Source organism: Cupriavidus alkaliphilus (genome assembly GCF_014191175.1).
GTDB lineage: Bacteria > Pseudomonadota > Gammaproteobacteria > Burkholderiales > Burkholderiaceae > Cupriavidus > Cupriavidus alkaliphilus.
On the sequence record NZ_JACHWE010000005.1, the window covers coordinates 498730 to 518182 of the forward strand.

Here is a 19453-nt window from a genome sequence, read left to right on the forward strand (position 1 = left end):
TCAGGATGGCGGTCGGCGGGGTCGGATCAGCGCAGGCCCAGCCCGCGCGCGATCATGCCGCGCAGGATTTCGCGGGTGCCGCCGCGCAGCGAGTACGACGGCGCGATCTGCGTCACATAGGCCAGGGTGCGGTACAGCGCGCCATCGGCCGCGAGTGCCGGTTCGTCGCCGAGCGCGGCTTCCACCAGCGCAGGCACCGACTGCTCGAAGGTGGTGCCCAGGTCCTTCACCAGCGCGGCCTCGACCACCGGGCTTTCGCCCGCGGCCAGGCGCGCCGTGACCGCCAGCGACATCGCGCGCAGCACCGCCAGGTGGCCGGCGAGGCGGCCCGCGGTGACGGTGTCGCGCCGCGCCGGCGGCAGGCGGCGCAGGGCGTCGAGCCAGGTGTCGAACAGCACCACGCTGGAATACAGCCGTTCCGGGCCGCTGCGCTCGAACGCCAGCTCGGCGTTGACCTGCTCCCAGCCGCTGCCTTCGTTGCCGACCAGCGCATCCGCGGCCAGCGCCACGTCGTCGAAGGTCACTTCCGAGAAGTGCGCATCGCCGGCCAGGTCGCGGATCGGCCGCACCGTGACGCCCGGCGCATGCAGGTCGACGATGAACTGCGACAGCCCGGCCTGACGGTCCTGCGGGGTGCCCGAGGTGCGCACCAGCGCAATCATGAAGTGGCAGCGGTCGGCGTTGGTGGTCCAGATCTTGCGCCCGTTCAGGCGCCAGCTGCCATCCGGCTGAAGCACCGCGCGCGTGGCCACGCTGGCCAGGTCCGAGCCGGAATTGGGCTCGCTCATGCCGATGCAGAAAAAGGCCTCGCCGCGGCTGATCGCGGGCAGGTAGCGCGCCTTCTGCGCGTCGTTGCCGTAGCGCAGGATCAGCGGGCCGCTCTGGCGGTCGGCGATCCAGTGCGCCGACACCGGCGCGCCGCAGGCCAGCAACTCTTCCACCAGCACGAAGCGCGAGAACGGATCCAGCCCCGCGCCGCCGTATTGCGCGGGCAAGGTGATGCCGACCCAGCCGCGCGCGGCCAGCGCCCGGCTGAAGCCGGCATCGAACCCCATCCACGAGCGCGCCCGCGTTTCCGGCGGCAGCGCCGGCAGGTGTTGATCGAGGAAGGCCCGCACCTCGGCGCGGAACGCGAGGGCGTGCGGCGGCAGTGTGGTGAGGCGGAAGGTGGAGAGCAATGCGGTCACGATAGCGTCCTGTCGCTTGATTGGATTCAGTCCAGCGTCGCGCCCGAGTCCTTGACCACCTTGCGCCAGCGCGTCATTTCCGCGCCAAGGTAGGCGCCGTAGGCCTCGGGCGTGGAGCCGCGCGGCTCGGCGCCCTGGGCGGCCAGGCTGGCGCGGGTATCGGGGTGCGCCAGGGCCTTGAGGGCGGCGGCGTTGAGCTTGCGCACGAGCTCGGGCGGTGTCCTGGCCGGCACCATCATCCCCTGCCAGGCGCCGACCTCGAAGCCCGGCTGCACGGTCTCGGCCAGCGTCGGCACGTCCGGCAACAGGGCGCTGCGGGTGGCGCTGGTGACGGCGAGCGCGCGCATGCGCTTGTCTCGGATGAATGGCAGCGAGGAATTGATGGTGTCGGCCATGAACTGCACCTGGCCGCTGGCCAGGTCGGTCAGCGCCGGCGCGCTGCCCTTGTAGGGCGCATGCACCGCCGACAGCCCGTGCGCCTGCAGGAACATGAACGCCGCCAGGTGGGTCACGTTGCCGTTGCCGGCCGAGCCGTAGGTGAGCTTGTCCGGGTTGGCCTTCAGGTACTGGATAAAGGCCTTCACGTCATGCACCGGCAGTTGTGCGTTGACTTCCAGCACCAGCGGCACCATCGCCGTCAGCGCCACCGGCGCGAAATCCCGCGTCACGTCATAGCCGAGCTTGCGGTAGAGCGCGGGACTCAACGCGATCGATGAAGTGTTGTACAGCACGGTATAGCCGTCGGCGGGCGCCTTGGCGACGATTTCGGCGCCGATATTGCCATTGGCGCCGGGCCGGTTGTCGACCAGCACCGGCTGGCCCAGTTCGTCGCTCATGCGCCGTGCGATCACGCGCGAGACTAGGTCGGTCGGGCCGCCTGGCGGGAACGGCACCACCAGGCGGATTGGCCGCGCGGGGTAAGCGGCATCGGCGGCATCGGCCGCCGCCGCCGGTTGCGCCAGCAGCACCGTGGCCGCTGCCGCGGCCAATGTGGCGATGAAAGTCTTTGCCTTCATTTTTCTGTCTCCTCCATGGATGCCGCGCGGCGTCACCGTCCTGCCAGCAGCCGGCGCGCGGTATAGGTCATGACCTGCTCCCCGCGCTGGTTGAACACCTCGATGCGCGAATCCACCACGGCGCGGCCGCTGCGCGAGGTCGGGCGGATGCCGGTCACGGTCACGGTGGCGTGGATGGTGTCGCCGACCAGCACCGGGCCGTGGATCTGCTGCGTCAGCTCCAGCATCGCCAGCCCCGTGCCCTGGATCATGGTCTGCAGGATGAAGCCCTCGATCAGCGTATAGGTCAGCGCCGCCGGCACCGGCCGGCCCTGGATCGCGCCGCCGTCGTAGCCGGCTTCAATGAAGATGGCCTCGACCATGCCGGTGACCGAGATGAAGTTGACCAGGTCGGTCTCGGTCACGGTGCGGGCGAAGGTGCGGAAGGCCTGGCCCTCGTGCAGGTCTTGCCAGTAGAAGCCCTGGCCCAGGCGGGGCAGTTCGGCATGCGTCATGGTGTCTCCGTGCAGGCGGCGCAGCGCGCGGCGCCGCTCTGTTGCAGTTGTGCGATCTGTTCGTCAGCGAGGCCGGCCTCGGCCAGCACCTCGCGGGTGTGCTCGCCCAGCCGCGGCGGCAGCGCCAGCGGCGCGCGCTGGCCGTCGAAACGCACCGGCGCGCCGGGAAAACGCAGCTTGCCCATGGCTGGATCGTCGGCGGTCTCGAAGAAGCCGGTGGCGACCAGGTGCGGATCGTGCGGCAGGTCTTCCAGTGCGTTGATGCGCGCCACCGGGATCTGCAGCCGTTCGCACAGCGCCACCCAGTGCGCGGTGCTGTGCGCCTGCACGATCTCGCCGGTCAGCTCGTACAGGGTCTCGATATGCTCGGTGCGGGCGGCGATGTCGGCAAAGCGCGCATCGGCAGCCAGCTCGGGCCGTCCGGCGGCATGGAAGAAGTCGCGCCAGTGCGCATCGGTGTACGGCATCATGCAGACGTGGCCGTCGGCGCTGCGGTAGGGGCGGCGCAATGGCGCCAGCACGCGCGGATAGCCGCTCGGGCCGCGCGGCGGCTCGAAGTGGTGGCCGTAGAAGTGCTCGACCAGGTTGAACGCCACCATCGATTCGAACATCGGCACCTCGACCAGCGTGCCAGCGCCGGCGCGGCCATCGGCCTGGCGCCGCGCGCGCCCGGCCAGTGCCGCGCACACCGACAGCGCCGCCACCAGCCCGCTGGTCTTGTCCGCGGCGATGGTGGGGAAGTAGCGGCTGTCGCCGGTCTGCGCCGCCATCAGCGCGGCATTGCCCGACAGGCCCTGGATGATGTCGTCGTAGGCCGGCCGGCCGCCGTAGGGCCCGTCCCCGGCAAAGCCCAGCAGGCTGACGAAGACCAGGTCCGGATGGCGCGCCCGCGCCGCGTCGGGGTCCAGTCCGAGCGCCGCCAGCTTCTGCGGGCGCATGCTGTGCATCAGCACGTCGGCGCGCTCCAGCACGCGCTCCAGCGCGGCCTGCGCCGCGGGCTGCTTCAGGTCCAGCACCACGCTGCGCTTGCCGCGGTTGACCCCCAGGAAGATCGCCGCCATGCCGGGTTCGGCGGCGGGCCCGGTGCGGCGCGTGGAATCGCCCTCGGGCGGCTCGACCTTGATCACCTCGGCGCCCAGGTCGGCCAGCCACTGGCTGGCATACGGCCCCATCACCACCGTGGACAGGTCGACCACGCGGATGCCTGCAAGCGGCAGCATAGTGTCTCCGATCTTTTGTACTGTGGGCCACAGGGTAGATCAGGGGGGGCGGGCTGGTCTAATATTAGTTTTTTAGCAATTGATATTCATTGGATATTGCAGACCATGGACCTGCGCCAACTGCAGCAGTTCGTCGCCCTGGCCGAGACCGGCAACTTCCACCGCGCCGCCGAGCGGCTGCACATGGCGCAGCCGCCGCTTTCGATCTCCATCCGCAAGCTCGAGGAGCAGCTCGGCACGGCGCTGTTCGTGCGCACCTCGCGCGGGGTGCGGCTGACGCAGGCGGGCGAGGCCGCGCTGCATGACGCGCGCCGGGCGCTGTTTCACGCGCAGCAGGCGCGCGCCGCGGCGATGGCGGCGGGGCAGGGCGAGCGCGGCGCGTTGCGCATCGGCTTTATCGGCTCGGCCACTTATGCGCTGCTGCCCAAGCTGATCCCGGCGTTCCGCGCCGCGCATCCCGGCATCGAGCTGATCCTGCACGAATCCACCACCGCCGCGATCCTCGACCGGCTGGAGAAGCACCAGATCGATGCCGGACTGGTGCGCTTCCCGATCCTGAGCAGCGGCGGCTATGCGCTGACGCCGCTGGAGAATGATGTCTTTGTCGCCGCGGTGCCGGCCGACAGCCCCCTGGCGCGCGCGGACGCGATCGCGCTGCGCACGCTGGCCGATGAGCCCTTCATCATGTATCCGGCGGCGCAGGTGCCCAACCTGCATGCCGTGGCGATGATGCTGTGCCAGCAGGCGGGCTTCGTGCCGCGCGTCACGCAGGAGGCGGTGCAGGTGCAGACCCAGGTGAGCCTGGTGGAAAGCGGATTGGGCGTGGCGCTGGTGCCGAGCGTGGCGGCGCGCTACGCCAACCGGCGCGTGCGCTTCCTGCCGTTGTCGAGCCCGCGGCCGGCGGGCCGCATCGGCATCGCGCTGGCGGCGCGGCCCGATGACGGCGACCGCCAGGTGCAGCGCTTCCTGGCGGCGGCGCAGGCCGCGGTGCAGTAGCCGGGCGGCGTCAGGCGGCGCGGGGGCGCGGAGCGCGCGGCCGGATCGCCGGAGTCACGCCGGCTCGCTCCAGGTTGACGCCGGGCAGCAGGTGCAGCAGCCGCACCAGTTCGGACTGGCGGTGCGTGCCGGTCTTGCGCAGCGTGTCGCGGATATGCACGCGCACGGTATGGGGCGAGAGGAACTCGCGCTCGGCGATCTCGTTCAGGGTTTCACCGGCGGCGAGCCGGATGGCAATGATGCTCTCCTTGCGCGACAGCCCGAACAGCGACGTCAGCACGCCCGCATCGAGCACCGAGCGCGATTCGGAGTTGCCCAGCAGCAGCATCGCCGCCGGCAGCTGCCACGGCCCCTCCACCGGCTGGCGCGAGACCAGCGGCGTGACGATGAGCGGCACCGGCTGCCCGCCCGAGGTGATATGCATCCACGAGCCCGACGCGGCCTCGGCGCCGCGGCCGCGCATGGCGCCGTCGAGCAGCTTGCGCAGCACCGCCTGCAGTGTGTCGCTGTGGGCGCGCAGCACGCCGTCCTGCAGTGACAGGTGGCTGTCGGCCCGCACCAGCGCTTCGGCCCAGCTGTTGGCGTAGCGCACGCGCAGGTCGGCCTGCAGCACCATTACGCCGAAGTCCAGGGTATCGAGCCCGGCCAGGCCCAGGCTGGCCAGCCCGCTCAGTTCGAAGTTGCGCTGCTGCATGCGCGCGGCGCGCACCCAGTGCGGCATGACGTGGGACAGGCGCCGTTCGCGCTGGCCGGTGCTGATGCTGCCGGCATTGGTGCCGCTCATCAGCACGCAGACTTCGGCGTTCTCGACCAGGCGGATGCCTTGCTCCAGCTCGCTGCAAGCCAGCGCCGCGGCATCGGTCGCGGCGCTCGCGGCGGTCGCGGCGCCGTCGCAGCACATCGCGGCCGCATCGAGCAGGGCCGGGCCGGCACCGTGGCAGGCGCCGTCGAGCGTCCCGGGCAGGCGATCCGGCAGGCTGGCACCGCCGGTGAAGCAGCCGTGCGGGGTCACGCCGAGCCGGGCATGGCCGGCCAGCTTGTCCCAGATCAGGTAGCGCGGGCTGACGGTGCAGGTGTAGCGTGAAAACAGGTCGAGGGCGGCGGGCATGGCCGCGACGTCCAGCGCGGACTCATAGATGGAGTCGACCAGACGATGGAAGTCCTCGTCCGTTGTCGGGTGTTCGCCCATGTTCAGATCCCCCCGGTGGCAAACGCCTCTTGCTCTGCGCCACGGCAAGTGGCCACATCCCTTCGTATTATCGGTTCCGTTCTGGCGTTCTGTAGTGGCGCCGATACGGCTGCTGCCGGCAGCGCCTCGTCGGTCGCGCTTGCCGTGCCGCAATCATGCCAAACAATGTTGTATGTTTTATACCCCGTGTTGGGGGGGGAAACCCCCGATTGTGCGGCGCAAAAAATTCTCATCAGGCCTTAGGTAGCGGCGCTGTCGGAGACGGATACGCGCTGGCCCAAGGCAACCTCGGCCGCTCGGCCGGATAGCAGGCGGTCACCGGGGCGCGGCCTTTGGCGCCAGTGCCCCGGCGGGCAACTCCACCGTGCCGCCATCGACCTGGATGGTCAGGTTCGGCGACGCCATGCGGATGCCGCTGGCGTCGAAATTGCGCTTGAGCCGGGCATTGAAGGCGCGCGTGATTTCCGCCTGCATCAGCGGCCGGGTCTTGATCTGCGCCATCACCACGGGCCCGCTCGGGTCGAAGCGGTCCAGGCCCAGGATCTCGAGCCCGGACATCAGCTTGCGGCCGTAGCGATGGTCGCGCGCCAGCTCGGCGCCGGTGGTGCGGATCAGTTCCAGGGCCTGGTCCAGGTCGCTCTGGTAGCTGATGCCGATGCTGAGCACGGCGTAGCCGTAGCCGCGCGACAGGTTCTTGACCGCCTTGATCTGGCTGTACGGCAGCGTGTGCAGCGCGCCGCGGCCGTCGCGCAGCTTGACGGTGCGGATGGTCATGGCCTCGACCACGCCGGCGTGGTCGGGCAGCTCGATCGAGTCGCCGATGGCGATGGAATCCTCGACCACGATAAACAGGCCGGTGATCAGGTCCTGCACCAGGCTTTGCGCGCCGAAGCCGATCGCCAGGCCGACCACGCCGGCGCCGGCCAGCAGCGGCGTCACGTTGACGCCCAGGTTGGCCAGCACCGCGATCACGGTCAGCACCAGCAGGCCGATGAACGACGCATTGCGCACCAGCGGCAGGATGGTGCGGGCCCGCAGGCTGGGCTGCGCCGCGCGCGCGTGCGCCGGCGACAGGGACTGCATGATGGCGGTGTCGATCAGCAGCCAGACCAGCCAGGCCAGCAGCACGGTGCTGGTGACGCGGAACGCGGTCTCGGTCAGGTGGCGCCCGACGGCGGACGATTCGGCCAGCCGCACCAGCGACGAGCCCCACACGCGCATGACCATTTCAACGAACACCGCCCACACCAGCACCCGCACCAGCGCCAGCGCGAAGCGCCCGAAGCGCTGCAGGTAGGCCGAGCGGCGGCGGTCGCGGATGCGCGGCGCGCGCGCGCCGGCCTTGGGCGAGCGCCCCAGCACCATGGTCAGCAGCAGCGCGGCGACGAACAGCGCCACCGACGCCACGGTGCGGCGCAGGAACACATCGGCATGGCCGGTGGCCAGCACCGTGCCGATCACCGATGCCACCACCACGGCCAGCACCGGCAGGTGCCAGGCGTGGCCGGCCAGGCGCAGCAGGTCGGTCACGGCGGGATGGGCCTGGCGGAAGGCCAGCGGCCGCTGGCTGATCAGCTGGCCGACCTGGCGGCGAAAACCCAGCGCGAACGCGCCGATGCCCAGCGCCGCGGCAATATTGGCCAGGGTCGCGACCAGCGCGCACAGGTTGCCGCCCAGCACCGCGACCACGCGGCCGTCGGCGGCGCCGTTGCCCAGCGCGGCCAGCGCGCCGGTGCAGAACAGCAGCCACGGCGAACGCGCCAGCAATTGCCGCACCGCCAGTTGCCGGTGCGCAGTCCGGAACAGCGCGAAGATGACCTGGCACACCGCCGCCGCGACCGCGCCGGCGACGATGGCGTAGGCCAGCAGCACGGCGGCGACGCTGGCCGGCGATTGCGCGAACAGCTGCCGCGCCAGCAGCAGCGTCAGCCCGAACGCCACCACCCACGGCCCGATATGGCGCAGCATGTAGGTGCCGACGTCGACCCACGACGGCAGGTCGGGCAGCTTGCCGCGCGGCACGTGCGCGGCGCCGGCCGTGCGCCGCCGCCGCAGCCGATGTCCGGCCTCGCGCAGCAGCCAGCCGCAAACACCCCATGCCGCCAGCACCAGCGCGAACTCGCGCAGCGAGTCCAGTGCCGGGCGCGTGCCGCCCTGCGTCAGCGCGGCGCGCCATTCCTCGGCCGCGAAGCGCGTGCGCCAGCCCCAGTACTGCCACGGGCCACGGTCTTCGCGCAGGTGCGAGTCGACTTCGTCCAGCACCTGCGCCACGGCGCCGATCAGCCCTGGCGCCGAAGCGGCGGCCGGCGCCGCCGTGGCCGCGGACGCCGCCAGACCTTGCCGCAGGGTTTGCAGCTGGCGCACCAGCGCGCGCCGCTCGCCGTCGTCCTGCAGCGTGGTGATGACCTGGTCCAGCGACTGCGCCAGCGGCATGCTGGCGGCAGCGCCGCTGGCGGGCGCCCCTTGTTTTTCCGCCGGCGCCAGCAGCTCGGCGAGCGGACCGGCGGGGGTGGCGCGCACCGGCATGGCGCACAGCAACGCCAGCAGGCTGGCCAGCAAGGCCAGTGCCGTGGCCAGGGCGGCTGGCGGGCGGCGTCGGGCGAAGGCGTGAGGGTCGGGTTTGCGCATGGCGGGAGAACGTCTGCCGGCTGGCACCGGCGCCGGAATGGCCATCGATCGCGCCACTGTAACGCATCGGTCGCGCGGTGTGCCGGGCGGGCGCCCTGGCGCGCGCATTGGGCGCAATCGTCGCATTCGTCGCTTCAGACGATGCATCGGCGGCCCCGATCCCCGAATCTCGAACCCACTCCGGTACCGGCGTTTGCGCGCCTGCCGGCTTCAACCCGACTTCAACCAGAACGCGGCCGCGCAACGCCGGCCACACGGCACAAGAGACAAAGGAAAGACGGCATGGAACTCAATGCATCGGTATCGGCAGTGGTGACGGGTGGCGCTTCCGGGCTGGGCGCGGCGACGGCGCGGGCACTGGCGGCACAGGGCGTGCGCGTGGCCCTGTTCGACCTGAACGCCGAGAAGGGCGAAGCGCTGGCGCGTGAACTCGGCGGCGTGTTCTGCCAGGTCAACGTGACCTCCGAGGCCGAGGTCGAGGCGGGCTTTGCCAGGGCGCGCGCCGCCATCGGCCAGGAGCGCATCCTGGTCAACTGCGCCGGCACCGGCAACGCCATCAAGACCGCCTCGCGCGCCAAGGAGGCGCCGGACCAGATCAAGCATTTCCCGTCCGATGCCTTCGAGCGCATCATCCAGATCAACCTGATCGGCACCTTCCGCTGCATCGCGCGTTCGGCCGCCGGCATGCTGACGCTGGACACCGCCGGCGGCGAGCGCGGCGTGATCATCAACACCGCCTCGGTGGCGGCGCAGGACGGGCAGATGGGGCAGGCGGCGTACTCGGCGTCGAAGGCCGGCGTAGTCGGCATGACGCTGCCGATCGCGCGCGACCTGGCGGGCGAGGGCATCCGCGTCAACACCATCCTGCCGGGCATCTTCAATACGCCGCTGCTGCAGGGCGCGGCCGAAAACGTCAAGGCCGCGCTGGCCGCGTCGGTGCCGTTCCCGAAGCGCCTGGGGCAGCCGGAAGAGTTTGCCTCGCTGGCGGTCGAGATGTGCCGCAACGGCTATTTCAACGGCGAGTCGGTGCGCCTGGATGGCGCCATCCGCATGGCGCCGCGCTGAACTCACCACCGGCCAGTCGCCGGGTGCGCACGCGCGTCACGCGCGTCCGCACCTGGCATGAAATCTTTGGGAGACGCGGATGGATTTCAGCTATCTGACGACGCTGCCTCACGCGGTGCGCCATTTCGCGCGCCTGCGGCCCGAGGCGGTGGCGTATTCGTTCGAAGGCCGGCAGACCACCTACGCCGGGTTCGAGCGCAACACGGACTGCGTGGCGCAGGCCTTGCTGGCCGAAGGCGTGCGCGCGGGCGATCGCATCGGCTATATCGGCAAGAACAGCGACCACTATTTCGAGCTGCTGCTGGGCGCGGCCAAGACCGGCGCGGTGATGGCGCCGGCCAGCTGGCGCCTGGCGCCGCCCGAGGTGGAATTCATCCTCGCGCATTGCGATGCCGTGGTGCTGTTTGTCGGCGCCGAGTCGGCGGCGCTGGCGCGCAACCTGCTGCCGGCGCTGCCGCTGGTGCGCAAGGTGGTGGTGATGGAGCCTTGCGACGGCCAGGGCGACTGGCCTTGCTACACCGACTGGCGCGACGCGCATCCGGCCACGCCGCCGGCGCATGAGCCGGCCGCGCACGACGTGGTGCTGCAGCTGTACACGTCGGGCACCACCGGCCGGCCCAAGGGGGCGATGCTGACGCACCGCAACCTGACCATCGGCACCGAGGTCAGCGAGCGCGAACAGCTGGCCTGGTCGCACTGGGTGCCCGACGATATTTCGCTGGTGGCGATGCCGGTGGCGCATATCGGCGGTTCCGGCTGGGGCCTGCGCAACCTGCTGTCCGGCGCCAAGGGCGTGGTCGCGCGCGAGTTCGATCCGCGCGCGGTACTCGACTTCATCGAGAAGGAGCGCGTCAGCAAGCTGTTCCTGGTGCCGGCCGCGATGCAGATCGTGCTGCGCGACCCGCGCGCGCCCCAGGTCGACTACTCGCGCCTGAAGTACCTGCTGTACGGCGCCGCGCCGATTCCCGCGGCGCTGCTGCGCGAAGGCATCGAAGTGTTCGGCTGCGGCTTCGTGCAGCAGTACGGCATGACCGAGACCACCGGCACCATCGTTGCGCTGCCGCCCGAGGACCACACCACCGACGAGGTGCCGCGCATGCGCGCGGCGGGCAAGGCGCTGCCGGGGGTCGAGCTGAAGGTGGTCGATTACGAAGGACGCCAGCTGGCACCGGGTGAAGTGGGCGAAGTGGTGGTGCGCTCGCAGCACAACATGGCCGGCTACTGGAAGCAGCCCGAAGAGACCGCGCGTACCATCGATGCCGATGGCTGGCTGCGCACCGGCGACGCGGGCTACATGGATGCCGACGGCTACCTGTACATCCATGACCGCGTCAAGGACATGATCATCAGCGGCGGCGAGAACGTCTATCCGGCCGAGGTCGAGAGCGCCATCTACGGCCATCCGCAGGTGGCCGACGTGGCCGTGATCGGGGTGCCGGACGAGAAGTGGGGCGAGGCGGTCAAGGCCATCGTGGTGCTCAAAGCGGGGCAGGCGGCCGACCGCGATGCCATCCTCGCCTGGACGCGCCAGCGCGTGGCCGGTTTCAAGGTGCCGAAGAGCATCGACTTCGTCGACGCCCTGCCGCGCAACCCGTCGGGCAAGCTGCTGCGCCGCAAGCTGCGCGAGCCCTTCTGGGAGGGCATGAACCGGCAGGTGAACTGACGCCCGCCGCAGCAAGACAAAAGCCCGCCGCAACCCGGCGGGCTTTTTTCCGACGGTGCCAGCCCGGACGCTTATTCCTTCTTGATCACGCTGATCTTGCCGTCGGCTTCCAGATAAAGCGCCTTGACGCTTTCGATCGAATCGACGCCATGCTGGCGGTACTTGGCTTCGAGTTCCTCGTCGGTGATGTTCTCGCGCCGCATGTTCTCGTGCAGCTTGACCCCGTCGCGCACCAGCAGCACCTTCCTCGCTTCGGCGAAGCGCTGGAAGCCGGGGTATTTGTAAGCCAGGAAGTCGATCAGCCGGTTCCAGACGATCAGCGTGATCACCAGCAGCACGGCGTCGGCCACGCCTTCGCCCTTGCCCGCCATGCCGTTCTGCGCCGCGTCGGCGACGATCACGATCAGCAGCAGGTCGGCGATTCCCATCGAGCCGATGTCGCGCCGCACCACGAAGCGGAACAGCAGGAACAGCGACCAGTACATGACCGTGCCGCGCACGATGGTTTCGAGCGGCGAGACGGTGAAGAAGAGCGCTTCGCGCCAGTCGATCGAAAAGTCCATGCCGGCAACGCCGCAACTTTCTTGCCAGCCGCAGCACAGCATGGAGGGGCCGCGCCGTGGCGCCGGCGCCGCTATATCGCAGGTATCGAATGGTAATTCTTACAGGCACGGACCGGCCACGCTGGCCGTGCCTGCAAACCACGGTCAGTCGGCCTGGATGCCGAACTCCTTCACGACCTTGGTATAGCGCGAGGTATCGCTGGCAATCAGCCTGGACAGCACCGCCGGCTCGCCGCCGGAAGGCGTGACGGCGATGGTGGCCATGCGCGCGACCACGTCGGGCATCTTCAGGATCTCGTTGACGTGCGCGTTGAGCGTGCGCACCACCTCGGCCGGCATGTTCTTCGGCCCCAGCAGTGCCTGCCAGGCACCGATCTCGACATCCTTGTAGCCCAGTTCGGCCAGCGTCGGCACGTTGGGCGCGAACGGCGAGCGCTTCTGGTCGGCCACCGCCAGCGGCACCAGGCTGCCGTTGCCGACGTACTGCGAGATCGCGCCATAGGTGATGTAGGTGACGGGCACCTGGCCGCCGATCACGTCGACGATGGCGGGCGCCAGACCACGGTATGGCACCTGGCTGATCTTGATGCCGGCGGACTTGTTGAACAGCTCGCCCATGATGTGCATCGGCGAGCCGTTGCCCGGGGTGGCATAGGTCTCGACCTTGCCGGCCTTGGCGCGCGCCACCAGGTCGCTGACCTTGGTGATGCCGGTGCCCTTGTTCACCACTACGAACAGCGACTGCGTGCCGATCTGGCTGATCGGCGTGAAGTCCTGCTGCACGTCGTAGCTGGCGCCGGTGCCGGCGCGCAGCACCAGCGGCGCGATCGCGACGGTGTTGGGCGCGAGCAGCAGCGTGTGGCCGTCCGGGTTGGCGCGCGCCACGTAGGCGCTGCCGATGGTGCCGGCGGCGCCGGTGCGGTTTTCCACCACCACGGATTGCTTCAGGCGCGGGGCCAGCTTCTCGGCCAGCATGCGCGCCAGCACGTCGACGTCGCCGCCGGCGGGGTAGGCGACGACGATGGTGACGGTCTTGCTCGGGTACGAACCCTGTGCCAGCGCGCTGCCGGCGCCCAGCAGGGCGGCGGGAGCGAGCATGGCGGCGGCCAGCGTGGCCAGGAGGTGGCGTCGTGCGGACTTCATGATCTTCAGACCTCGGTAAAACCGGGCACCGGCCCAGGGGGCGGTGCCGCGTTGCGTGGAACCGGCGCGCGTCGGCGGCTCGGATGGATCGGACGGACTCAGAAGATGTGCTTGATGCCGAGCATCGAGCCCCACTGGTTCTCGCCCGGGCGCGGAGCGGAACCGGGCGAGCCGCCGCTGACCGACATCGCCAGCTGGCCGCCGTTGTTGATAAAGCCCGCGGTGGCATAGACCGAGGTGCGCTTGCTGAAACTGTAGGTCGCGCGCAGCGCGTACAGCATGGCCTGGTTGTCGCTGCCGTGGTAGTTCAGGAAGTACACCTGCCCGGCCAGGTTGACCGCCGGCGTGATGTCGTGCGAGACGCCGGCGTAGTACAGGTCGCTGACCGGCGTCGGGCTGCCCTCGTTGTCGCGGCGGATCCAGCCGGCGCCGAGCTTGGTGTTCTTCAGCAGCATGTAGCCGCCCAGCGACAGGCGGTCGTCGGTCAGGTTGCTGCCGGTCAGGCCGCCGAAGGCGCCGGGGCCGCCGCGCTGCGAGTCATAGGCCGCGATCACGCCCCAGCTCTTGTTGTCGTAGCCGATCATGGCCGACCATTCGCGGCATGCCTTCTTGTCGGCCGGGTTCTCGCCGGCGCAGTTGGTGCCGGCGGGGCTGGGGCCGGCGTTGACCGCATCGCGCCCGAAGCTGTAGGTGGCGCCGACCACGATGCCGTTGAAATTGGCCTTGTACGCGACCGCGTTGTCGGCGCGCGTGTTGGGCAGGTAGCTGTCGAGCGAGCCGGAGCCGTAGACGTTGGGCCCGAGGATGTCGCTGTCGAGGATGGCCCAGAACAGCATGGTGTACTGGCGGCCGAACGACAGCTGGCCGTACGGGTTGCTCAGGCCGACCAGCGCCTGGCGCCCGAACAGGCGCCCGCCCTGGTTGGCGCTGCCGGTGTCGGGCGAGAAGCCCGATTCCAGCACGAACAGGCCCTTGAGCCCGCCGCCCAGGTCTTCCGTGCCGCGGATGCCCCAGCGCGACGGCACCGTGGCGGTGTTGTTGGGCATGCGCACCAGGCCGTCGCCATTGGCGCCGACATTGCTCACGTACTCGACGCCGCTGTCGATCACGCCATACAGCGTGACCGACGATTGCGCCGATTGGGCCGAGGCCAGCAGGGGGGAAGCCGCAAGCAGCGCCGCGGCGGTTCGTGCAAGTTTCATCTACCGGTTTCCTTCCGTTCCGTCTTATGGTGTTTTGGTCTTGTGCTCCCGGTACCACTGCGGATGGCGGCGCCGGATGTCGTCTCGGTCTCTTTTGTGTTTTATATATGAAACATCAAACAACATAAGAAACGTTGAGCAAAATATAGCTGCGACCTTCCGGAAAATGTGAGGAGGGTTATCCCTAAAGCCGGGTGACCGGATGACCGGCGCTGGCGTCGCGGCGCCATTTGCCGGCTTGCCTATCGTTAACCCTGATCCCATTGCCGCCACGGCAACGCCTATCCTTCAAGGGTTTTATTTGCCAACTATAGTTTTATATATGGAACAAAATCAGCCCAAGACGTCGCCGGAACCGGATCGCGGCGTGCTGGAGGCACTCGACAGCGGCTTTGCCCAGCGCGTGGCGCAGGTGGATGGCGAGCGCGTTGCCTACCGCTGCGGCGGTGGCTCCGGGCCGGTGGTGGTGCTGTTGCATGGCATCAGCTCCGGTGCGGCGTCGTGGCTGCCGTGCGCCAGCCTGCTCGCCGCGCATGCGCGCGTGATCGCCTGGGACGCGCCGGGCTATGGCGATTCGTCGCCGCTGGCGCAGGCGCGGCCGCTGGCCGCGGACTATGCGCGGCGGCTCGAGGGCCTGCTGCAGACCCTGGGCGTGCAGCCGGCGCTGGTGGTCGGGCACTCGCTGGGCGCGCTGATGGCGGCCGCCTATGCCGTCACCGCGCGCCAGCTGCCGGCGCGCCTGCTGCTGCTGAGCGTGGCGCAAGGCTACGGCGCGGCCGGCAAGGAGGCGCAAGCCAGCGCGGTGGCGAGCCAGCGCCTGGAGGCGCTTGCCTCGCTGGGCGTGGAAGGGCTGGCCGAGCGCGGCCCGGCGCGGCTGCTCAGCGAAGCGGCCGATGCGGGCGCGCAGGCCTGGGTGCGCTGGAACATGCGGCGGCTGAACCCGGACGGCTACCGCCAGGCGGTGGCGATGCTGTGCGGCGACGACATCGACGCCTACCTGGCGCGCCGCCCTGAAGGCATGCCGACGCAGATCGCCTGCGGCGGCCGCGACGTCGTCACCACGCCCCCCGCCTGCGCCGCGCTGGCCGAGCGCTTCGGGCTGCCGTTCTCGCTGATCCCGGATGCGGGCCATGCCTGCTATATCGACCAGGCCGCCGCCACGGCGCGGCTGATCCGTTCGGCCCTGCCGGCCGGCCACTGATTGCCGCGGCGGCGTCCTGCCGCCGCGGTCCCGCATCGGCGGCGCCTCGCTTGCGCCGCACCGCCGGGCAATCTGCCCGGTCGCGGGTTAACCCCAGTCAATTTTTACGCCGTCGTTGTCTATAGTCGTACCTGTGTTCAATATCTAAACCAGTGTTTCATTAGTAAAACGTAGCGCGGCAACCCGGAGACGGCCAGCCGCACACGCGGAACACGGTCCCCCCGCTGCAAGACATGGAGCCAAGCGCAATGGAAAGCCTCTCGTACAACCCGAACCTGGTGCCCTGGGAGCGTCCGGCGCCGAACAACGTGGCGGGCAAGGGCCATATCGAGCAACCCGGCAAGGTCGCCAACATCGTCTGGCAGACCCGCGCCGCCGCACCGAGCGCGTACGAGAACGCGCTCGGCGACGCCCTCGAGGCCGCCTTCGAAGGCGGTGCCCAGAACCCGCAGGACATCGTGCGCGCGTTCAATGCCGCCGGCTTCCTCACCGTCGACAGCCAGCCCTGGACTGAAGAGCGCTTCCTGTCGGAAATGCGCCGCCTGGGCGCCTGAGCCCAAAGCCGCCCCAGCAAAGCGTTAGCGAGAACCACATGGAATCGAACAAGCAAGCCCGCGCCGAAGCCCGCCTCAACACCGGTCTGCGCAACTACTGGTACCCGGTTGCCGCCTCGTGGGCGGTGACCCATGCCCCGATCGGCATCACCCGCCTGAGCCAGAACATCGTGCTGTGGCGCGACGGCGCCGGCCAGGTGCACGCGCTGGAAGACCGCTGCCCGCACCGCGGCGCGCGGCTGTCGATGGGCTGGAACCTGGGCGACCGCGTCGCCTGCTGGTACCACGGCGTCGAAGTCGGCGGCGACGGCCAGGTCAAGAGCGTGCCGGCGGTGGAAAGCTGCCCGCTGGAAGGCCGTACCTGCGTGCGCAGCTACCCGGTGCAGGAAAAGGCCGGCGCGATCTTCCTGTGGTTCGGCGAGCAGGCCCCGCAGGGCGAGGGCAGCCCCGACGAACTGCGCCTGCCCGAGGAACTGGCCAGCGACGAGCACAGCCACTTCCTGTGCGTGGCGCACTGGGACTGCAACTACCGCTACGCCATCGACAACGTCATGGACCCGATGCACGGCGCCTACCTGCATGCGGTGTCGCACTCGATGGCTGCGGGCGAGAAGTCCGCGGTGATGCAGATCCGCGAGACCGAGCACGGCCTGGTGTTCGAGAAGACCGGCCAGCGCGGCGTCAATTTCGACTGGGTCGAGTTCGGCGAGACCGGCACGCTGTGGCTGCGCCTGGCGATCCCGTACCGCGCCAAGGTCGGCCCCGGCGGCCCGTTCGGCATCGTCGGCATGGCCACGCCGGTGGACGAAGACCATTGCATGGTGTTCTTCTGGCGCACCCGCCACGTGCAGGGCTGGGAGCGCGACGTGTGGCGTTTCCTCTATCGCAACCGCCTGGAGCAGCTGCACTGGGACGTGCTGGAGCAGGACCGCGTGGTGCTGGAAATGATGGCGCCGAATGCGCGCGACCACGAGATGCTGTACCAGCACGATGCCGGCATCACGCGCGTGCGCCGGCTGCTCAAGCGCCGCGCCGAGCAGGAAGTCGCCGACGAGCCGGTGGCCGTGCTCAAGCCTGCGGGAGCCGCCAGCCATGCCTGAAGCCATCAAGCACAACACGCTGCTGGCGGGCCGCAAGGTGCTGGTCACCGGCGCCGCGCGCGGCCTGGGGCTGGCCTTTGCCACCTCGCTGGCCGAAGCCGGCGCCGCCGTGGCGATGGCCGACATCCTGGCCGAGCGCCTGCAGCAGGAAGCCGATGCGCTGCGCGCCCGCGGCCTGAAGGTGGTGCCGGTCACGCTCGACCTGTCGGACCCCGCCTCGGTGCAGGCCTGCGCCGACGCGGCGGTGACGGCGCTGGGCGGCCTCGACGGCCTGGTCAACAACGCCGCCGTGACCGACTCGGGCGGCCGCGACGCCGGTGCCATCGACATCGCCACCTGGGACCGCGTGATGAACGTCAACGTGCGCGGCACCTGGCTGATGACCGCCGCCTGCCTGCCGGCGCTGCGCGCCAGCGGCCGCGGCGCGGTGGTCAACCTGGCCTCGGACACGCCGCTGTGGGGCGCGCCCAACCTGCTCGCCTATGTGGCCAGCAAGAGCGCCATCATCGGCATGACCCGCTCGCTGGCGCGTGAACTGGGCAAGGACCAGATCACGGTGAACGCCGTGGCGCCGGGCCTGACCCTGGTGGAAGCCACCGAATACGTGCCGCAGCATCGCCACGACCTGTACCGCGAGCAGCGCGCGATCTCGCGCGAGCAGCTGCCCGACGACGTCTGCGGCGCGGTGCTGTTCGCGCTGTCCGACCTCGCCCGTTTCGTGACCGGCCAGACGCTGGCGGTCAACGGCGGCTTTGTCATGCATTGATCCACCGATCCACCGATAGCCACATCCAAGCACAAGGAATCCAAATGAGCGATCTTTCCCAACAGCAAAACATCAAGCGTTCCTGGGACCAGCCGGAGGGCGCCTCGTTCGACCAGTGGATGGAGAGCCGCGTCGCGCGCTTCTCCACGCGCAAGTACGACTGGGACGCGCTGAAGTTCCAGGCCGACTACGACCCCAAGTACCGCCGCGCGCAGATGCGCTACCTGGGCACCGGCGGCACCGGCGTGGCCGCCGACACCAACACCGTGCCGAGCGAGCACTTCACCTTTTCCACCATGGTCATCCCGGCCGGCCATGAAGGCCCGTCGCATCTGCACACCGACGTGGAGGAGGTGTTCTTCATCCTGCGCGGCAAGGTCAAGCTGATCCTGGAAAAGGACGGCGAGCGCTTCGAGACCATCCTGACCGAGCGCGACCTGGTATCGGTGCCGCCGGGCGTGTACCGCGAGGAGATCAATATCGGCGACGAAGACGTCTTGATGTGCGTGATGCTCGGCGCCAAGAAGCCGATCACGCCGACCTACCCGCCCGAGCACCCGCTGGCGCAGATCAAGCGCTGAGGCGCTCTCGGCCAGACCGCACGCACCGACCATGAACACCCACGCCATCCCGACCACGCCCGCCGCCAACGAGACCCCGGACAAGTACATCGTCCCGGGGCTGGAGCGCGGCCTGCGCCTGCTCGGCGAGTTCAGCAGCAAGGACCGCAGCATGTCGGCCGCGGAACTGGCGCGCCGCCTGAAGGTGCCGCGCTCCACCGTGTTCCGCCTGCTGGCCACGCTGGAAATGCTGGGCTTCGTCGAGCGCGCCGACGGCGGGCGCGATTTCCGGCTGGGCATGGCGGTGCTGCGGCTCGGCTTCGAGTACCTGGCGTCGCTGGAGCTGACCGAGCTGGGCCGCCCGCTGCTGGAGCGGCTGCGCGACGAGATCGGCTATCCGACCAACCTGGTGGTGCGCGACGGGCGCTCGATCGTCTACGTGGCCAAGGCGGTGTCGCCGCGGCCCTTCGCCAGCTCGGTCAACGTCGGCACGCGGCTGCCCGCGCATGCCACCGTGCTGGGACGCGTGCTGCTGGAAGACCTGACGCTGGCGGAGCTGCGCGCGCTGTACCCGGAGGCGCAGCTCGAAGTGTTCTCCGACAGCACCCCGCGCACCGCCGATGCGCTCTTCGCCATCGTCCAGCGCGACCGCGAGCGCGGCTACGTGCTGCAGGAAGGTTTTTTCGAATCGAGCATCTCGACCATCGCGGCGCCGGTGCGCGACCGCACCGGCAAGGTGGTGGCGGCGCTGGGCGCGACCATCCCCGCCGCGCATATCGATCCCGAGCAGCTGGACGCGATGGTGGAGAAAGTCAGGGATAGCGCGGGCGAGCTGTCGCGCCTGCTCGACTACCGGCCGTCGCTGCACAGCGCCGGCAAGGTCGTGAATCTGTATCGGGAGTGAGG

Annotated in this window: 18 protein-coding genes; 9 read left to right on the top strand and 9 right to left on the bottom strand. The window is 69.7% G+C overall.

What is annotated here, in order from left to right; translation table 11 throughout:
* Window positions 1–26: 26 nt before the first annotated feature.
* From FHX60_RS19855 to FHX60_RS19870, 4 genes are read right to left on the bottom strand one after another with little or no spacing between them, the layout of a single operon-like run.
* The gene (locus tag FHX60_RS19855) at window positions 27–1187 is read right to left on the bottom strand and encodes an acyl-CoA dehydrogenase family protein (protein WP_183284328.1); all 1161 of its coding nucleotides are present in this window, start codon (window positions 1185–1187) and stop codon (window positions 27–29) included.
* Window positions 1188–1213: 26 nt separating this feature from the next.
* Window positions 1214–2203: a tripartite tricarboxylate transporter substrate binding protein gene (locus FHX60_RS19860; RefSeq protein ID WP_183284329.1), complete on the bottom strand. Its 990-nt coding sequence runs from the start codon at window positions 2201–2203 to the stop codon at window positions 1214–1216.
* 32 nt (window positions 2204–2235) lie between these two features.
* A complete protein-coding gene (locus tag FHX60_RS19865; RefSeq protein ID WP_112774895.1) occupies window positions 2236–2697 on the bottom strand; it encodes a MaoC family dehydratase in 462 nt (153 codons plus the stop codon).
* Window positions 2694–3917, bottom strand: coding sequence for a CaiB/BaiF CoA transferase family protein (locus FHX60_RS19870; protein ID WP_112774896.1), 1224 nt, complete (start codon window positions 3915–3917; stop codon window positions 2694–2696). The genes FHX60_RS19865 and FHX60_RS19870 overlap by 4 nt, the downstream gene beginning before the upstream one ends.
* Window positions 3918–4022: 105 nt before the next feature.
* Between FHX60_RS19870 and FHX60_RS19875 the strand changes: the two genes are divergently transcribed.
* Window positions 4023–4913, top strand: coding sequence for a LysR family transcriptional regulator (locus tag FHX60_RS19875; protein WP_112774897.1), 891 nt, complete (start codon window positions 4023–4025; stop codon window positions 4911–4913).
* 10 nt (window positions 4914–4923) lie between these two features.
* Here the strand turns inward: FHX60_RS19875 and FHX60_RS19880 are convergent, their stop codons facing one another.
* Window positions 4924–6102: a helix-turn-helix transcriptional regulator gene (locus FHX60_RS19880; RefSeq protein ID WP_183284330.1), complete on the bottom strand. Its 1179-nt coding sequence runs from the start codon at window positions 6100–6102 to the stop codon at window positions 4924–4926.
* Between the two features lie 315 nt (window positions 6103–6417).
* A complete protein-coding gene (locus FHX60_RS19885; protein ID WP_183284331.1) occupies window positions 6418–8730 on the bottom strand; it encodes a mechanosensitive ion channel family protein in 2313 nt (770 codons plus the stop codon).
* Between the two features lie 282 nt (window positions 8731–9012).
* Here FHX60_RS19885 and FHX60_RS19890 point away from each other — a divergent pair, with 282 nt between their 5' ends.
* Together FHX60_RS19890 and FHX60_RS19895 are read left to right on the top strand one after the other, a co-directional pair.
* Window positions 9013–9795, top strand: coding sequence for an SDR family NAD(P)-dependent oxidoreductase (locus FHX60_RS19890; RefSeq protein ID WP_092311401.1), 783 nt, complete (start codon window positions 9013–9015; stop codon window positions 9793–9795).
* A gap of 79 nt (window positions 9796–9874) precedes the next feature.
* The gene (locus FHX60_RS19895; protein WP_183284332.1) at window positions 9875–11458 is read left to right on the top strand and encodes a fatty acid--CoA ligase; all 1584 of its coding nucleotides are present in this window, start codon (window positions 9875–9877) and stop codon (window positions 11456–11458) included.
* A 71-nt stretch (window positions 11459–11529) separates the two neighbouring features.
* Here FHX60_RS19895 and FHX60_RS19900 read toward each other — a convergent pair whose 3' ends face one another.
* The 3 genes from FHX60_RS19900 to FHX60_RS19910 form a co-directional block, all read right to left on the bottom strand.
* Window positions 11530–12021: a DUF421 domain-containing protein gene (locus tag FHX60_RS19900; protein WP_092311395.1), complete on the bottom strand. Its 492-nt coding sequence runs from the start codon at window positions 12019–12021 to the stop codon at window positions 11530–11532.
* 144 nt (window positions 12022–12165) lie between these two features.
* Window positions 12166–13164 carry a Bug family tripartite tricarboxylate transporter substrate binding protein gene (locus FHX60_RS19905; protein WP_112774901.1) on the bottom strand — a complete coding sequence of 333 codons (999 nt, stop codon included), beginning with the start codon at window positions 13162–13164 and terminating at the stop codon, window positions 12166–12168.
* A 98-nt stretch (window positions 13165–13262) separates the two neighbouring features.
* The gene (locus FHX60_RS19910; protein WP_112774902.1) at window positions 13263–14366 is read right to left on the bottom strand and encodes a porin; all 1104 of its coding nucleotides are present in this window, start codon (window positions 14364–14366) and stop codon (window positions 13263–13265) included.
* A gap of 322 nt (window positions 14367–14688) precedes the next feature.
* Between FHX60_RS19910 and FHX60_RS19915 the strand changes: the two genes are divergently transcribed.
* The 6 genes from FHX60_RS19915 (at window position 14689) to FHX60_RS19940 (ending at window position 19451) form a co-directional block, all read left to right on the top strand.
* The gene (locus tag FHX60_RS19915) at window positions 14689–15567 is read left to right on the top strand and encodes an alpha/beta fold hydrolase (RefSeq protein WP_183284333.1); all 879 of its coding nucleotides are present in this window, start codon (window positions 14689–14691) and stop codon (window positions 15565–15567) included.
* A 248-nt stretch (window positions 15568–15815) separates the two neighbouring features.
* Window positions 15816–16121: a recombinase-like helix-turn-helix domain-containing protein gene (locus FHX60_RS19920; protein WP_232344589.1), complete on the top strand. Its 306-nt coding sequence runs from the start codon at window positions 15816–15818 to the stop codon at window positions 16119–16121.
* A 38-nt stretch (window positions 16122–16159) separates the two neighbouring features.
* A complete protein-coding gene (locus tag FHX60_RS19925; protein WP_112774904.1) occupies window positions 16160–17221 on the top strand; it encodes an aromatic ring-hydroxylating dioxygenase subunit alpha in 1062 nt (353 codons plus the stop codon).
* Complete coding sequence (locus tag FHX60_RS19930) at window positions 17214–17987, top strand: SDR family oxidoreductase (protein ID WP_183284334.1); 774 nt, start codon at window positions 17214–17216, stop codon at window positions 17985–17987. The genes FHX60_RS19925 and FHX60_RS19930 overlap by 8 nt, the downstream gene beginning before the upstream one ends.
* A 44-nt stretch (window positions 17988–18031) precedes the next feature.
* A complete protein-coding gene (locus FHX60_RS19935; RefSeq protein WP_092311378.1) occupies window positions 18032–18568 on the top strand; it encodes a cupin domain-containing protein in 537 nt (178 codons plus the stop codon).
* Window positions 18569–18599: 31 nt separating this feature from the next.
* Complete coding sequence (locus tag FHX60_RS19940; protein ID WP_092311376.1) at window positions 18600–19451, top strand: IclR family transcriptional regulator; 852 nt, start codon at window positions 18600–18602, stop codon at window positions 19449–19451.
* The last annotated feature ends 2 nt before the right edge of the window (window positions 19452–19453 follow it).

Excerpts from the sequence above, each read along its gene's own strand:
- FHX60_RS19900 (WP_092311395.1), bottom strand. The coding sequence starts at position 12,021 with ATGGACTTTTCGATCGACTGGCGCGAAGCGCTCTTCTTCACCGTCTCG.
- FHX60_RS19875 (WP_112774897.1), top strand. The coding sequence starts at position 4,023 with ATGGACCTGCGCCAACTGCAGCAGTTCGTCGCCCTGGCCGAGACCGGC.
- FHX60_RS19925 (WP_112774904.1), top strand. The coding sequence starts at position 16,160 with ATGGAATCGAACAAGCAAGCCCGCGCCGAAGCCCGCCTCAACACCGGT.
- FHX60_RS19905 (WP_112774901.1), bottom strand. The coding sequence starts at position 13,164 with ATGAAGTCCGCACGACGCCACCTCCTGGCCACGCTGGCCGCCGCCATG.
- FHX60_RS19915 (WP_183284333.1), top strand. The coding sequence starts at position 14,689 with ATGGAACAAAATCAGCCCAAGACGTCGCCGGAACCGGATCGCGGCGTG.
- FHX60_RS19920 (WP_232344589.1), top strand. The coding sequence starts at position 15,816 with ATGGAAAGCCTCTCGTACAACCCGAACCTGGTGCCCTGGGAGCGTCCG.
- FHX60_RS19895 (WP_183284332.1), top strand. The coding sequence starts at position 9,875 with ATGGATTTCAGCTATCTGACGACGCTGCCTCACGCGGTGCGCCATTTC.
- FHX60_RS19910 (WP_112774902.1), bottom strand. The coding sequence starts at position 14,366 with ATGAAACTTGCACGAACCGCCGCGGCGCTGCTTGCGGCTTCCCCCCTG.
- FHX60_RS19930 (WP_183284334.1), top strand. The coding sequence starts at position 17,214 with ATGCCTGAAGCCATCAAGCACAACACGCTGCTGGCGGGCCGCAAGGTG.
- FHX60_RS19865 (WP_112774895.1), bottom strand. The coding sequence starts at position 2,697 with ATGACGCATGCCGAACTGCCCCGCCTGGGCCAGGGCTTCTACTGGCAA.
- FHX60_RS19935 (WP_092311378.1), top strand. The coding sequence starts at position 18,032 with ATGAGCGATCTTTCCCAACAGCAAAACATCAAGCGTTCCTGGGACCAG.
- FHX60_RS19860 (WP_183284329.1), bottom strand. The coding sequence starts at position 2,203 with ATGAAGGCAAAGACTTTCATCGCCACATTGGCCGCGGCAGCGGCCACG.
- FHX60_RS19890 (WP_092311401.1), top strand. The coding sequence starts at position 9,013 with ATGGAACTCAATGCATCGGTATCGGCAGTGGTGACGGGTGGCGCTTCC.
- FHX60_RS19940 (WP_092311376.1), top strand. The coding sequence starts at position 18,600 with ATGAACACCCACGCCATCCCGACCACGCCCGCCGCCAACGAGACCCCG.
- FHX60_RS19880 (WP_183284330.1), bottom strand. The coding sequence starts at position 6,102 with ATGGGCGAACACCCGACAACGGACGAGGACTTCCATCGTCTGGTCGAC.
- FHX60_RS19870 (WP_112774896.1), bottom strand. The coding sequence starts at position 3,917 with ATGCTGCCGCTTGCAGGCATCCGCGTGGTCGACCTGTCCACGGTGGTG.
- FHX60_RS19885 (WP_183284331.1), bottom strand. The coding sequence starts at position 8,730 with ATGCGCAAACCCGACCCTCACGCCTTCGCCCGACGCCGCCCGCCAGCC.